Source organism: Micromonospora sp. ANENR4 (assembly GCF_015354395.1).
In the GTDB taxonomy this organism is placed as follows: Bacteria; Actinomycetota; Actinomycetes; order Mycobacteriales; family Micromonosporaceae; genus Micromonospora; species Micromonospora aurantiaca.
In genome coordinates this window covers 65026-78994 of the sequence record NZ_JADKYQ010000009.1, presented here as the reverse complement: position 1 = coordinate 78994, position 13969 = coordinate 65026, and the positions used below count along the sequence as shown (strand labels likewise).

Genomic DNA, 13969 nt, shown 5'->3' with positions numbered 1-13969 from the left:
CGGCTCAGGCCGCCGGCGGCGTCTGCGGTCCGGTCTGCGGCCCGCCCGGCGTCCGCGGCTCGGTCGGCGTAGCCGGCGGGACCGGCGGCCAGCCGGGCGCGGTCCCCGGCGGGTGCGGCCAGGCGGGCGCGCCGGCCGGCTCCTCGGGCATCAGGAACCACATGATCGGGTACGCGAGCGCGGCGAGCCCGCCGGTGAGCACCGTGGCGGTCGCGAAGATCACCCGGATCAGCGTGGGGTCGGCGGCGAAGTAGCGGCCGAGGCCGCTCGCCACACCGGCGATCATGCGGTCGCTGACCGGTCGGCGGAGCTGCTTGTACGGGGCCTGGGAGGGGTTCGGGAAGGTCATGTGTCAACGGTCCCGCGCGCTGCGGCGGCCGACCTCGGTGACCGCCCGGACGCTTACCCTGAACCGTCCCTGAGACGCCAGCGGAGAGTCAGGAATCTGACTCTTTTCGATGTCGGTAACCCGCTCCGGGGAGAATTTGCTCCCGTGACCACCTCGCTGGAGCCGCTCCGCAGGATCGCGGCATACGCAGTTTGTGCTGATTCAAACGGCCGAGTGTTGCTGGTCCGCGCATCGGAGCGCTCCGGCACCCCCGGCACCTGGTCGCTCCCCGGAGGCGCGGTCGACCACGGTGAGGACCCCAAACACACAGTCGTCCGGGAGACCGCGGCCGAGACCGGGCTCTCGGTGGCGGTCGCCGGCCTCCAGGACGTGCTCGCCGACATGCGGGCGCTGCCCGAGCGGCGCATCACGATCCACACCGACCGGCTGCTCTACACCGTGTCGGTCCGCGGCGGGACGCTCACCGAGCGGGTCGACCGCCCGACCGACCTGGCCCGCTGGTTCACCCTCGACGAGGCCCGGGAGCTTCCGCTGCGGTCGTTCACCGCACGTGCCCTGGGCCTGCCCACCTCCACCGACGACATCGTGCCGGAGGAGGTGCCCGAGTTCCCCTCGTTCTACGCCGTCCCCGGCCCGGACGGGCTGCACCGGGCGCAGCGCTTCGCCGCGTACGCGGTGGTGACCGACCCGGAGGAGCGCGTACTGCTGACCCGGGTGTCCGACGGCTACCCGGGTGCCGGCTGCTGGCACCTGCCCGGCGGCGGCACCGACTACGGCGAGCAGCCGGGCGCGGCGCTGATCCGCGAACTGGTCGAGGAGACCGGTCAGACCGGCCGCCTGGTCGAGCTGCTCGGGGTGGCCAGCCACCGGGACGCCGCCTCGCTCGGCCCGGAGGGCTACCCGATCGACTGGCACGGCGTACGCGCCTTCTACCGGGTGGTGGTCGACCAGCCCGCCCCGCCCACCGTGGCCGACATCGGCGGCTCCACCTGCGAGGCCCGCTGGTTCCGCCGCGAGGAACTCGGCGCCCTCCCCACCGACCGCCTCACCGAGGTGACGGCCGAAGCAGTCCAGGCCGCCCACCTTCTCTAGCCCCGCCCCGGCCCCTCACCCGGGCCCCACCCCGGCCCTCACCCCGGCGATCATGAAGTTGACGGCGCGAAATGTCCGCCTCGGTACCGCTAACCTCATGATCGACGGAGTGGGTCGCTCGGGTGCGGGGGAGTGGTGCGGGTGGAACAGCTGCGGCGGGTCGGGGCCTACGGGGTGCTGCGGGACTCCGAGGGGCGGGTGTTGCTGGCGCGTGGCTCGGCGCGGTGCCCGTACCCGGGGGTGTGGCAGCTGCCCGGTGGCAGCGTCGAGCACGCGGAGCACCCGGCCGACACCGTGGTACGCGAGTTCGCCGAGGAGACCGGCCTGACCGTGGCGCCCGGCACGATCCGGGCCGCGGTGGCCGACGTGGCCGCGTTCGCCGACCTGGGGATCGCGCTGCACACCGATCGGCTGATCTTCGAGGTGGAGGCGCGCGGCGGACGGCTGCGGCCCGAGCCGGCCGGCGGCAGCGACGAGGTCGGCTGGTTCGCCCCCGAGGAGGCCGCCACCCGGGCGCTGATGCCGTTCACCGCCGAGCTGCTCGGCCTGCCGGTGACTCCGCTGCCGACCGGCCTGCCCCGGGCGCTGCCCGGCGGACCGGCCGGGCCGTCCGTCGACCGCCGGCAGCGCTTCGCCGCGTACGGGCTGGTCACCGACCCGGCCGACCGGGTGCTGCTCACCATGATCGCCGACGGGTATCCGGGCGCGGGTCGCTGGCACCTGCCCGGGGGCGGCACCGACCACGGCGAGCAACCGGCCGCCGGGCTGCTGCGCGAGCTGGTCGAGGAGGCCGGGCAGCTGGGCCGGGTGGTCGACCTGATCGCCGTGGACAACCTGCACAATCCGGCCGCGCTCGGGCCGGAGGGCCGCCCGCTGGACTGGCACGGCGTCCGGGTGATCTACCGGGTACGGGTGGACGCGCCGACCGACGCGGTGGTGACCGAGCTGGCCGGCGGCTCGACCGCGCGGGCCGCCTGGTTCGACAGGGAGCAGGTCACCGGTCTGTCGATGACCGACGTGGCGGCCCGGGCCACCGGGCAGCGGGTGAGCTGAATCGCTCGCCGAGCCGCCCTGGGTGACCTCCGGTACAGTCGGAAGTACGGCTGACCGACGAAAACGGGCGTTGAGGCCCGAGATGGGAATGAGTGGGCGGTTCGCGCGGTTAAGGGAGATATAAGTACCGCCGGCAGCTATCGCCAAGCCCCTGTCCCCTGTGCAATGGTGTACTCCGCAAAAGGGCTGCCGGACCCGAAAGGTCCGGCACGAGACAGCCGGACACCCGCCCCACCGTGGGCGGCCAGCCGATCCGGTGATGGAGGAAACGTGCCGAGAGCCCCATGGCGCCGGCGTCGTACGACTGACAGTCCGCGCCCCGCAGGGCGTCGCTGGGCGGGCAGGTTGCGCCGCAGCAGCACGTTCGCCCGCCAGGTGCTGCTGGTCCGGGTGGGCCGCCGGGACGGCGCGGCCGTCTCGGGGACCGACCTGGTCACCCCCGACCACCGTTACTCCGACCGCCAGCGCATCCGCTACGGCCGGCTCGACACCGACATCGAAGCGGTACGCCCGGTGAGCCCGGCGCTCGCCCCGGCCACCCCGGTCGACGACGAGTCCCCGGCGATGTCGATCCCGCTCCTGCCGGGTGAGCGCACCGCCGCCCGCCGGGCCAAGTTCGCGCTCGTCAACGCGTGCACGCTGAGCAGCCTCATGCTCGGCATGCTGGCCATCTTCCTGGCCATGCGCGGTGACGTGCAGCTCGCCGCGATCTGCCTGATCGCGTGCGTCGCGTTCGACGGCCTCGACGGCGCGCTGGCCCGCAAGCTCGGGGTGGCCAGCCCGTTCGGCGCGCAGATGGACTCGCTCGCCGACATGTGCTCGTTCGGCCTCGCCGCGCCGGTAGTGGTCTACGCCTCGCTGGCCGGTTCGGTGCCCCCGGCGGCCGCCGCGGTCTCCTGCGCGCTCGTCGCCGCCTGCGCGGCGATCCGTCTCGCCCGGTTCAACGTCTCGCCGAAGGACGGCCGCTTCTTCTGCGGCGTGCCGACCACCATGGCGGCGGCGGTGCTCGCCCTGACCGTGGCGATCGGCGTGCCGGTCCCCGGCCTGGTCATGGTGGCCGGCGTGGCGCTGCTCGCCTTCGCCATGGTGTCCAGCTTCCCGTACGCGAAGCTCGCCCGGCTGCTGAAGCTGCCGCCGTGGCTCTGGCTGGCCCCGGTGATCGGCGCGCTCGTCGACATCCGGCTCACCTTCGCGTTCGTGGTGGTGGGCTACCTGGTCAGCGGGCCGCTGCTCTGGCTGCATCAGCGCCGTACCGCCTGATCCGAGAACGCAAGAAGGGGCGCCGCTGCAGCGGCGCCCCTTCTTCGTGTCCGGCGCTCAGCGCCAGCGGGCGATCACCGTCGCACCGCCGACCACCTTGTCGCCCGGACCGACCAGCGGGTCCGCGGCGTCGGCCGGCAGGTAGACGTCGGTACGCGAGCCGAACCGGATCAGGCCGAAGCGCTCACCCCGGGCCAGCAGCGAGCCGACGGGCGCCCGCTGCACGATCCGGCGGGCGATCAGCCCGGTGCGCTGCGCCACCACGACGGTGCCGTGGTCGGTGTCCAGCACCGTGTACGCCGCCACGTTGTGCTCGGCATCAGGCTTCATGGCGTTGACGAACCCGCCGTCGGCGACGAAGTAGTCGACCACCTTGCCGGCCACCGGGGAGCGGTTGACGTGCACGTCCAGCACCGACAGGAACACCGCGATCCGCAGCCACTCGCCGTCACCGAAGCGCTCGTCCTGCAGGCGCTGCACGGACAGCACCTGACCGTCCGCCGAGGCGACGACCGCCGACGGGTCCTCCGGCACGTCCCGCTCCGGGTCCCGGAAGAACGCGGCCACCGGCGCGGCGGCCAGCGCCGGCAGCAGCCAGAGCTTCGACTTCGGCCGCGCGGCCCGGGCCAGGGCGGCCAGGCCGAGCGTGATGCCCGCCGCGGCCACGCCGTTGGAGTCGATGTGCATGCCCCGGGTCAGCGGCACGCTCGACGGCCGGTACGCCGGGGACAGCGAGGCCGCGAGCGCCACCGGTGCCGGGGTGAACCGCAGGTGGTGCACGCGTACCGGCGGGGTGTTGCGCAGCACCAGGTCGCTGCGTACGCCGTGGAGCACGCCCTGCCGGTCCAGCTCGCCGTCGGCGCCCTCGGTGCGGAACAGCGGCGCGGCGACGCTCAGCACCGCGCCCTCGGCCAGGTATTTCGCCAGCCCGTCGATCGCGACGCGCGCCTCGTCCGCGCTGCCGGTGAACGGCTCGGCGACGACCACCACCGCGGCGGCGTCCGCCTCGGCGAGGGTGTCGACCACGCGTACCCGGTCGGCGACCCAGCGGCCCTGCGCGGTGACGTGGTCGCGCAGCGCGGCCGCCGCGGCGCCCTCCGCCGGCACCACGGTGAGCCGGTCGCCGGGCAGCAGTGCCTCGACCGCGGCGGCCAGCACCGCGGACTCCGGGGTCGCGCCGACCAGCAGGCCGGCCTTCGGGTCGTTACGCCGGGCGAACTCGCTGACGAGCGTGCGGGCGGCGCGCTCGCCGATGCGGACCGCACCGGTGGGACCGGTGACACGCACGGCGGGGGACTGGGTCATGTCGGACGGGCTCCTGACGAGATAGCGAACGGACGGGGCGGCTCCGGCGACCCGACCGGCGGCTCCGGCATGGTCGGGGGCGGGGCCGGCCGGCGGAGGCGAGATCTCCGCCGACCAGCATAGGCCGCGTCCGAAGGGCGCCGCAGTGGCGCGGTCAGGCCGGATCCCCCGGCGTACGGCGTTGGGGAGCCGCCTCGTCGGCCGGTGGATCGAGCGCCGGCAGTTCGCGGGTGGCCGGTTCCGCGGAGTCCGTGGTGGCCTCGATGGCCCACTCGTCGGCGCCGTCGGGCGTCCCCGGGCCGGCGGCCGTCTCCGGGCCGGCGGCGGGGGAGCCGTACGGCGCCGAGACCGTGACGTCCGGCGTGGGCGGCGTCGCGGGTTGCTCCGGTGCGCGACCCGAGCGCAGCGCGCCGATCAGTCCGAGGAGGCCGATCAGCACCAGCCCACCGGCCAGGAACCAGCCGACCGGCGGTACGGAGAGACCGAGGATCCGGGCCAGCAGCCACCAGACGGACAGGCCGAGGAAGACGAGTCCGAAAGCGAACGACACCACGTCGGTACGGTGTGCCTTCACCGGGTCACCTCCAGCTTGCCGGCGTTCACGTGGACGAAGAGGCGCAGCTTGCCCCCACCGGGACCGTCGGCGCCGACATCGGTGGTCTCCCACTGACGACCGCCGAGCCCGCCGCTGCTCCGGCCGAAGACGGTGGCGTCGCCGGCGTTCACGTCGGCCACCGTGGTGACGTCGACGTCCGGCGGTACGACCACTGTCGCGTTGCCGAGGTTCACGTCGACCGTCACCTGTACGTCCTGCTTGTCGAAGTCGATCCCGCGCAGGTCGAGCGTGGCGTCACCGAGGTTGTTCTCGTACCGGTTCGCCAGGTCGCGCAGGTCGGTCGGGGCCCAGGTGACGTTGCCGTCGATGCCGCGTACCCGGTCGTAGGACTCGGCGACCGTGGCGATGCCGAGCGCCGCCGCGGTCACCAGGCCCAGGGCGATCAGCCACCGCGCCCGGCCGAACCAGGTGCCGACGAGCAGGCCGAGGCCGATGGTCGCGAGCACCGCGGCGAAGTAGCCGGCGGCGCCGACCGGAAAGACGTCGAGCAGGTCGAGCATCGCCACCACGCCGAGCGCCAGGAAGATCAGCGAGAACGTGATCGCGCCGAGCGGCGAGCGCTCCTTGGGCCGCTTCGGCGGTCGCGGCGGCCGTACCGGTGGCGTGACTGGCGGCGATCCGGCGTAGGGGCCGTGCGGGGCGAACGGCGGCCGGTACCCGCCGGGCGGCAGCGGTGCGCCGACCGGCGCGGGCGGCGGCACGGCGACCGGCTCGTCCAGCCGGGCACCGGCGTCGCGTGCGCCCGGGTTCACGCCGTACGCGGGCCAGGCGGCGGTGTCGGCGACCGGCCCGGTCACGTGCCGCATCCCTACCGTCGTCGGCTCGGACGGGCCCGGCCGGGTCCCTGCCGCGGCGGGCCAGCCCGGCGCCGGCAGCGTCGGGTAGCCGGTAGCGGGCCCGGAGGGGCCCGGCTCGCGCTCCGCCTCGGACGTGACCGGGTGCCCCGGCTCGGAACCGGGCTCGGGGGAGGACGCCGGCGGGTAGCCCCGCTCGGCGGAGGGCGCCGGGGAGGCGGGCACCGGGGGATAGCCCGGCTCGGGCCGGCCGGCCGGCGGGTAGCCGGGCTCGACGGGCAGGCCGCCGGACGGCGCCGCGCCGGGGTGTGCCGGTCCGGCGGGCGTGCCGGTCCACGGGGCCGCGGGGGGAGCCGCGGTCCACGTACCCGGCGCCGGGGCCGGCGGCGCGGGCCAGGCCACCGGCGGCACCGGACCCGGCGGGGGACCGTGCGGCGGCACCGGCTGAGCCGGCCGCTGCGCCGGGCCGCGCTGCTCGCGGTTGAGCAGGAGCGCGCCGCCGATCAGGATCACCGCACCGAGCAGGATCGCCCGGAACCCGTCCGTGACCACGTAGGCGAAGCCGAGCGCCACCACGATGCCGAGCACGATCACCGTGATCGGCGACATGCTGGACCGGCCCCGGCCGAGCATGGCCTCCACCGGGGAGGCGGTGTCGCCCTCGCCAGGGATGATCAGCCAGCCTGCGACGTACACGATGATGCCGATGCCGCCGAAGAAGCCGAGCACGGCCAGCAGCACGCGCCACAGCACCGGATCGGTGTTCGTGGCCCGGCCGATGGCGGCGCACACCCCGGCCAGGTAGCGGCCCTCGCGGGGGCGTACCAGGCCGTACCGGGTGGTGAAGCCGGCGGCGCCGGGCGGTGGGGCGTACCCACCGGGTGGTGGACCGGCGAACGGCGTGCCGCCGGGCGGCGGGCTCGCCTGGTCGGTGGTGGGCGCCGCTCCCGGCGGGGGCGGCGGCGGGGCGTCCTGTGCTGCCGCCCAGGGGCGGGGCGGACGGGCAGCGTCCTCGTTCATGCCTTCGATACTGCTGCCCCGGCCGCCCGAGCAGCCTCCGGACCCGACCCTGACCCCACCCTGAGATCCACCGCCGGTGAAACTCCGGGGCGTCCCCGTGGTCCGCGGCCTCGCAACCGTGTGACGATCTGAGCGTCGGCGCGCCGCCGGCACATCCGCCTCGACCTGGGAGCCTCCGATCAGCAGCACCCCCGCCCCGCACGCCCCGCGCCTCTACCGGGCCACCGAGCACCGGCTGGCCGCCGGCGTGGCCGCGGGCATCGCCGAGCACCTGGGCATCCCGGTGCTGCGGGTACGCGTGGCGTTCATGGTGCTGCTCGGGCTGAGCGGGCTCGGGCTGCTGCTCTACGCCGCCTTCTGGGCAGTGGTCCCGCCCCGCCCCGGCGACACCGCCGTCCCGCCCCGCCGTGACCCGGCCCAGCTGCTGCCGTTCGTGGTGATCGGGCTCGGCGTGCTGCTGCTCCAGGTGGTGGCGTTCAACTCGGTGGGCGCGGCCGGCACCGCCGGCTGGCTGGTGGCGATCATCGCGGTCGGCGCGGGCGTCATCTGGCACCAGGCCGCCCCGGAGCGCCGCCGGCAGTGGGGCGACTCGGCGGTGCCCTGGCTGGGCGCGGTGGTGGAGGAGAGCGACAGGCGCGCGTTCGTGCTGCGCTTCATCGGCGGCGGCGTGCTCGTCGCGGTCGGCATCATCGGCGTGGCCGCCGTCTACTCGCCGGCGCAGAACTTCGACGCGGTGCTCAACGGCGTGATCTTCGCGCTGGTCGGGCTGGCCGGCGTGGGTGTGGTCACCGGTCCGGTGCTCTGGCGCACCTGGAACCAGCTCCGCTCCGAGCGGGAGGGCCGCATCCGGGAGCAGGAGCGCGCCGAACTGGCCGCGATGGTGCACGACCAGGTGCTGCACACGCTGGCCCTGATCCAGCGCAACGCCAGCGACGTCAAGACGGTGCAGCGGCTGGCCCGCGGTCAGGAGCGCTCGCTGCGCAACTGGCTCTACAAACCGACCGCGTCGCCCACCGAGCGCTTCGCGGCCGCGCTGGAGCAGGCCGCCGCCGAGGTGGAGGACACGTTCGCCATCACCGTCGAGGTGGTGGTGGTCGGCGACCGGGAGACCGACGAGAAGGTGGGCGCGATCGTGGCCGCCGCCCGGGAGGCCCTGGTCAACGCGGCCCGGCACGCCGGCGTGCAGACCGTCTCGCTGTACGCCGAGGTGGAGCCGGAGCAGGTGAGCGTGTTCGTCCGGGACCGGGGCAAGGGCTTCGACCCGGATACGGTGGAGAATCACCGGCACGGCGTCCGGGGCTCGATCATCGGACGGATGAAGCGGCACGGCGGCCGGGCGGAGATCCGGTCCGAGCCGGGTGAAGGGACCGAGGTCCGGCTGATCCTGCCGATCAGCGGCTCCGGCTCCACGGCGGAAAGGGACAAGTGACATGTCCGAGCAGGAACCGGTCGAGGGTACGGCTCCGCGCGGGCCGCTGCGGGTGTTCCTCGTCGACGACCACGCGATGTTCCGGGCCGGCGTCCGCGCCGAGCTGGGGGCGCGGGTGGAGGTGGTCGGCGAGGCCAGCTCGGTGGCCGAGGCGGTGACCCGGATCGCGGCCACCGCGCCGGACGTGGTGCTGCTCGACGTGCACATGCCCGACGGCGGCGGCCGCGCGGTGCTGGAGGCGATGCGGCGTACCCACCCGCTGGTGCGGTTCCTGGCGCTGAGCGTCTCCGACGCCGCCGAGGACGTGATCGGCCTGATCCGCGCCGGCGCGCGGGGGTACGTCACGAAGACGATCTCGCCGGAGGAGCTGACCGACGCGATCCGGCGGGTGGCCGACGGCGACGCCGTGTTCAGCCCGCGGCTGGCCGGGTTCGTGCTCGACGCGTTCGCCTCCCGGCCGGACGCGCCGGTGGCCGATCCCGAGCTGGACCAGCTCACCAACCGCGAGCGCGAGGTGCTGCGGCTGCTCGCCCGGGGCTACGCGTACAAGGAGATCGCCAAGGAGCTGTACATCTCGATCAAGACGGTCGAGACGCACGTCTCCAACGTGTTGCGCAAGCTCCAGATGTCGAACCGGTACGAGCTGTCCCGCTGGGCCGCCGACCGCCGGCTGGTCTAGGAATCCCGCGTCCGCCGGGGGCGGGGCCTCGGCGGCCTCGTACCCCTGGGTGACGCTGTCGCCCGCTCAGTCGGCGTGGCATCATCCGGACGGACAGAAAACGCGACAGTCGCCTGCCCGTGGGAGGCGCCGAGACCGGCGCGGTGAACGTCACAACCTCCCTGGCGCAGGGATGCTTGTCGACCCTTCTATGCCCGTCTTGCCTGTTCAGGGCCCTATCGTCCGTGCGCTTTGTGATCTTTTCTCAAGTATCGGCAACGTGGCGACCAACTAACGGCTTGATAACGGCACCTTCACGGAAAGGGCCGGTTGGTGTCACAGTGGCAGCACCTCACCCCCCGGTGTGAGGCACCTCGTCGGGCCCGTCGACCACGTGACGCCGTCTTTCGCGCCGCTGCGTGGCCGCCGACCCTGCGCGGTGCCTCGTCCAGGGTGTGGCGCCCGGCGGATCGGTACCCCTGGGGTGTCCCGAATTCCTCTGCGGTAAACCGGTGTCCTGCGGTTCGGGTCGCCGGTGGTGTCACCCCCAAAGACGTGCGTGAAACTCACGACGGAACCAGGTTAGAAAGAGGAGGCCCCTCGGAATGAGAGTCTCGAAGCGGGCGAGCGGCGCGCTCGCGGTGGGCGCGGCATTCGCGCTCGTCGCGTCCGGCTGCTCCAGCGGGAACAACGACGGTGGCGACGCCGGCGCCAGCAAGGACGGCGCGATCGTCATCGACGGCACCCAGCCGGAGAACCCCCTGGTTCCGGCGAACACCACCGAGACCGGTGGCGGCAAGGTCGTCGACTGGCTGTGGAGCGGCCTGGTCGAGTACCCCAACAACGGTGGGGCGCCGCAGAACCTGCTCGCCGAGTCGATCGACACGAGCGACTCGAAGGTCTTCAAGATCAAGATCAAGCAGAACACCAAGTTCCACGACGGCACCACCGTCAAGGCCGAGAGCTTCGTCAAGGCCTGGAACTGGGCTGCGTACGGCCCGAACGGCGCGCAGAACGCCTCCTTCTTCTCCGACATCCAGGGCTTCGACGAGGTCTTCACCGAGGACCCGGACGGCCCGGACGGCCCGCAGAAGGCCCCGGAGCCGAAGGCCAAGGAGATGTCCGGCCTGAAGGTCGTCGACGACTGGAACTTCGAGGTCACGCTCTCCGCGCCGACCGCCGTGTTCCCGACCAAGCTGGGCTACAGCGCCTTCATGCCGCTGCCGGACGCGTTCTTCTCGTCCACCCCGGCCGACTTCGGCAAGAAGCCGATCGGTAACGGCCCGGTGAGCCTCGTCTCCTGGCAGGACGACGTCGAGATCAAGCTGACCCGCTTCGACGACTACAGCCTGCGCGACAAGATGAAGATCAAGGACGTCACCGTCAAGATCTACCAGGACGACACGGCGGCGTACAACGACCTGCTCGCCGGCAACCTGGACTTCCAGCAGCAGGTTCCGGTCTCCGCGCTGGCCGGTGAGAAGTGGAAGACCGACCTGGGCGACCGGGCCATGGCCTCGACCACCCCGTCGACCGGCATCATCGCCTTCCCGATCTACGACAAGCGCTTCCAGAACCCGAAGCTGCGCAAGGCGATCTCGCTGTCCATCGACCGGCAGTCGATCACCGACAAGATCTTCTTCGGTAACCGCAAGCCGGCCGACAGCTGGGCCAACCCGCTGACCCCGGGCGCCGAGCCGGGCAACTGCACCGCCTGCAAGTTCGACGTGGCCCAGGCCAAGCAGCTCCTCCAGGAGGCCGGTGGCTTCCAGGGCAAGCTGACCCTGTCGTACAACGCGGACGCCAGCCACAAGGAGTGGATGGAGGCCGTCGCGCAGCAGATCAAGACCAACCTGAACATCGACGCGGTTGCCGTCGGCGTGCCGACCTTCGCGGTCTTCCGCGCCAACATCAACGCCTACAAGATGACCGGTGCCTACCGGGCCGGTTGGCAGCAGGACTACCCGGACGTCGAGAACTGGATCAACCCGCTCTACGTCACCGGTGGTTCCTCGAACGACGGCAAGTACAGCAACCCGCAGGTGGACGCCCTCGCCAAGGAGGCCTCCGCGGCCCCCAGCCTCGAGGAGGCCCACAAGAAGTTCGCTGAGGCCGTCAAGCTGATCGACCAGGACGTCCCCTCCATGCCGATCTACTTCGGTGGCCAGCAGTCCGGCCACTCGGAGAAGATCAAGAAGCTGGAGCTGTCCAACGTCGGTGAGCTCGACATCACCTCGGTCGAGCTCTGATCCGAACGGTCTGACCCCGGGTCGGGCTCGCCTACCGGTGAGCCCGACCCGGGGCCGTTCCGCGAGGGGGTGTACAACGAACCCCTCGCAACGTTGTCGCCGCCGCGCCGGCCCGCCCCGGCGCTCCCTGTCTGGAGGACCACCCCATGGGCCGTTATCTCTTGAGACGGCTGCTGCAACTCGTGCCGGTGTTCATCGGTACGACGTTCCTGATCTACTGGCTCGTCTGGTCCGTGCCCGGTGACCCCTTCGCCGGTAAGTGCGGCGACCGCGGTTGCCCGCCCAACTACCGGGCCATGATGACCGAGAAGTACAACCTCGACGAGTCGATCTGGGTGCAGTACGCGAGCTACATGAAGAACCTCGTGCAGGGGGACTTCGGGATCACGTTCGGCGGTCGCGAGATCAGCGACATCATCGCCACGTCGTACCCGAACACCCTGAAGCTGGCGGTGGTAGCCCTCGCCATCGAGGCCGTGATCGGTCTCGGCGCGGGCATTCTCACCGGCCTGCGGCGCAACGGCTTCCTGGACAACCTGGTCCTGGTCTCCACCCTCTTCCTGATCGCCCTGCCCGTCTTCGTCATCGGCTTCGTGCTGCAGTGGCTGCTCGGTGTGAAGTGGGGCATCATCAACCCGACCGTGTCCAACGAGATGCGGTTCAGTGAACTGATCGTGCCGGGCTTCGTGCTCGGAAGCGCATCGATGGCGTACATCGCCCGGGTGGCGCGTACGAGCATCGCCGAGAACCGGCGTGCCGACTACGTGCGTACCGCGATCGCCAAGGGCCTGCCCATGCGCCGCGTGGTCGGCGTGCACCTGCTGCGCAACTCGCTCATCCCGGTCGTCACCCTGCTCGGCACCGACCTCGGCGCCCTGATGGGCGGCGCGATCGTGACGGAGGGCATCTTCGGTATCAACGGCATCGGCCGCCAGGTGCTCCGCTCGATCGTGACGAAGGAGAGCGCTACCGTTGTCGGCATCGTGGTGGTGCTGGTGCTCGTCTATCTCATCATGAACCTGGTGGTCGACCTGCTCTACGCCGCCCTCGACCCGAGGATCCGCTATGAGTGACCGTCGCAGCGAACGATTCTTCCCAGCAGTCTGCGCGGGCAACCACGCCCGCGCCGAGCGCAGCGAGGTGCGGGCATGAGTGACCCGAGTACCGCGTCGATCGTGTCGACGCCGCCCGCGACCATGCCCACCGAGGCCGGTTCGGGCGCTCCCACAAACGCCGGCCTGCCGGAGAGCGCGAAGCAGCAGAAGCCCCGTGGCCTGCTCGGCGACGCCTGGATCGACCTGCGCCGCAAGCCGCTGTTCTGGATCTCGGCGACCTTCATCGTGCTGTTCCTCGTGATGGCGGCCTTCCCGTTCCTGTTCACCTCCGGCGACGCCGTGAACGGCACGCTGGAGCGCAGCCGGGTCGAGCCCTCGTCCTCCGCCTGGTTCGGTTACGACGTGCAGGGCCGTGACGTCTACGCCCGGGTCATCTACGGCGCCCGTGCCTCGATCGTGGTCGCGGTGGTCTCCACCGTCCTGACGCTTTTCGTCGGTGGCGCGATGGGCATCATCGCCGGCTACCGCGGCGGCTGGGTGGACGCGCTGCTGTCCCGCGTGGCGGACATCTTCTTCGGCCTGCCGTTCGTGCTCGGATCGATCGTCATCCTGACCACGTTCAACGGGTCCGGCAGCGACAACGGCGAGTGGACGATCATGGGCCTGGTCATCCTGTCCCTGAGCGTGCTGAGCTGGCCGGTCGTGATGCGGCTGATGCGCTCCTCGGTGCTCGCCACCAAGGAGGCCGACTACATCGTCGCGGCCCGCGCGCTCGGCGCCGGCACCGGCCGGATCATCCTCAAGCACCTGCTGCCGAACTGCCTGGCCCCGCTGCTGGTCTACGGCACGATCATGGTCGGCTCGTTCATCGGCGCCGAGGCCACGCTCTCGTTCCTGGGCATCGGCCTGAAGAGCCCGGTGGTCTCCTGGGGCATCATGATCAGCGAGGCGCAGAACTACATCCGGGTCTCGCCGTTCCTGCTGTTCTTCCCCTCCGCGTTCCTCGTCACCGCAGTGCTGAGCTTCGTCATGCTCGGCGAGGCGGTCCGCGAGGCCCTCGACCCGAAGCTCCGATAGGGGAACTGAGTT

At 72.2% G+C, this 13969-nt stretch carries 12 protein-coding genes; 8 read left to right on the top strand and 4 right to left on the bottom strand.

What is annotated here, in order from left to right; all coding sequences use genetic code 11:
- Positions 1 to 4: 4 nt before the first annotated feature.
- Positions 5 to 349: a PspC domain-containing protein gene (locus tag IRY44_RS17155; protein WP_194801367.1), complete on the bottom strand. Its 345-nt coding sequence runs from the start codon at positions 347 to 349 to the stop codon at positions 5 to 7.
- A gap of 144 nt (positions 350 to 493) precedes the next feature.
- On the opposite strand from IRY44_RS17155, the gene IRY44_RS17150 reads away from it, so the two are divergent.
- The 3 genes from IRY44_RS17150 to IRY44_RS17140 all read left to right on the top strand — a co-directional run bounded on the left by IRY44_RS17150 (position 494) and on the right by IRY44_RS17140 (position 3754).
- The gene (locus tag IRY44_RS17150; protein ID WP_120573154.1) at positions 494 to 1441 is read left to right on the top strand and encodes an NUDIX hydrolase; all 948 of its coding nucleotides are present in this window, start codon (positions 494 to 496) and stop codon (positions 1439 to 1441) included.
- 141 nt (positions 1442 to 1582) lie between these two features.
- The gene (locus IRY44_RS17145) at positions 1583 to 2494 is read left to right on the top strand and encodes an NUDIX hydrolase (RefSeq protein WP_194801366.1); all 912 of its coding nucleotides are present in this window, start codon (positions 1583 to 1585) and stop codon (positions 2492 to 2494) included.
- A gap of 345 nt (positions 2495 to 2839) precedes the next feature.
- Entirely contained in the window at positions 2840 to 3754 is a 915-nt protein-coding gene (locus IRY44_RS17140) for a phosphatidylcholine/phosphatidylserine synthase (protein WP_194801365.1), read from the top strand.
- Between the two features lie 57 nt (positions 3755 to 3811).
- Here IRY44_RS17140 and IRY44_RS17135 read toward each other — a convergent pair whose 3' ends face one another.
- The 3 genes from IRY44_RS17135 to IRY44_RS17125 form a co-directional block, all read right to left on the bottom strand.
- The gene (locus IRY44_RS17135; RefSeq protein WP_194801364.1) at positions 3812 to 5059 is read right to left on the bottom strand and encodes a phosphatidylserine decarboxylase; all 1248 of its coding nucleotides are present in this window, start codon (positions 5057 to 5059) and stop codon (positions 3812 to 3814) included.
- A 154-nt stretch (positions 5060 to 5213) separates the two neighbouring features.
- Positions 5214 to 5633 carry a hypothetical protein gene (locus IRY44_RS17130; RefSeq protein ID WP_194801363.1) on the bottom strand — a complete coding sequence of 140 codons (420 nt, stop codon included), beginning with the start codon at positions 5631 to 5633 and terminating at the stop codon, positions 5214 to 5216.
- Complete coding sequence (locus IRY44_RS17125; RefSeq protein ID WP_194801362.1) at positions 5630 to 7489, bottom strand: PspC domain-containing protein; 1860 nt, start codon at positions 7487 to 7489, stop codon at positions 5630 to 5632. The genes IRY44_RS17130 and IRY44_RS17125 overlap by 4 nt, the downstream gene beginning before the upstream one ends.
- A 178-nt stretch (positions 7490 to 7667) precedes the next feature.
- On the opposite strand from IRY44_RS17125, the gene IRY44_RS17120 reads away from it, so the two are divergent.
- The 5 genes from IRY44_RS17120 (at position 7668) to IRY44_RS17100 (ending at position 13957) form a co-directional block, all read left to right on the top strand.
- Complete coding sequence (locus IRY44_RS17120; protein WP_194801534.1) at positions 7668 to 8918, top strand: ATP-binding protein; 1251 nt, start codon at positions 7668 to 7670, stop codon at positions 8916 to 8918.
- A 1-nt stretch (position 8919) separates the two neighbouring features.
- A complete protein-coding gene (locus tag IRY44_RS17115; protein WP_194801361.1) occupies positions 8920 to 9597 on the top strand; it encodes a response regulator transcription factor in 678 nt (225 codons plus the stop codon).
- A gap of 584 nt (positions 9598 to 10181) precedes the next feature.
- Positions 10182 to 11825: an ABC transporter substrate-binding protein gene (locus tag IRY44_RS17110; RefSeq protein ID WP_194801360.1), complete on the top strand. Its 1644-nt coding sequence runs from the start codon at positions 10182 to 10184 to the stop codon at positions 11823 to 11825.
- A 146-nt stretch (positions 11826 to 11971) separates the two neighbouring features.
- Positions 11972 to 12898 carry an ABC transporter permease gene (locus IRY44_RS17105; RefSeq protein WP_194801359.1) on the top strand — a complete coding sequence of 309 codons (927 nt, stop codon included), beginning with the start codon at positions 11972 to 11974 and terminating at the stop codon, positions 12896 to 12898.
- Between the two features lie 75 nt (positions 12899 to 12973).
- A complete protein-coding gene (locus IRY44_RS17100) occupies positions 12974 to 13957 on the top strand; it encodes an ABC transporter permease (protein WP_194801358.1) in 984 nt (327 codons plus the stop codon).
- Positions 13958 to 13969: the final 12 nt, after the last annotated feature.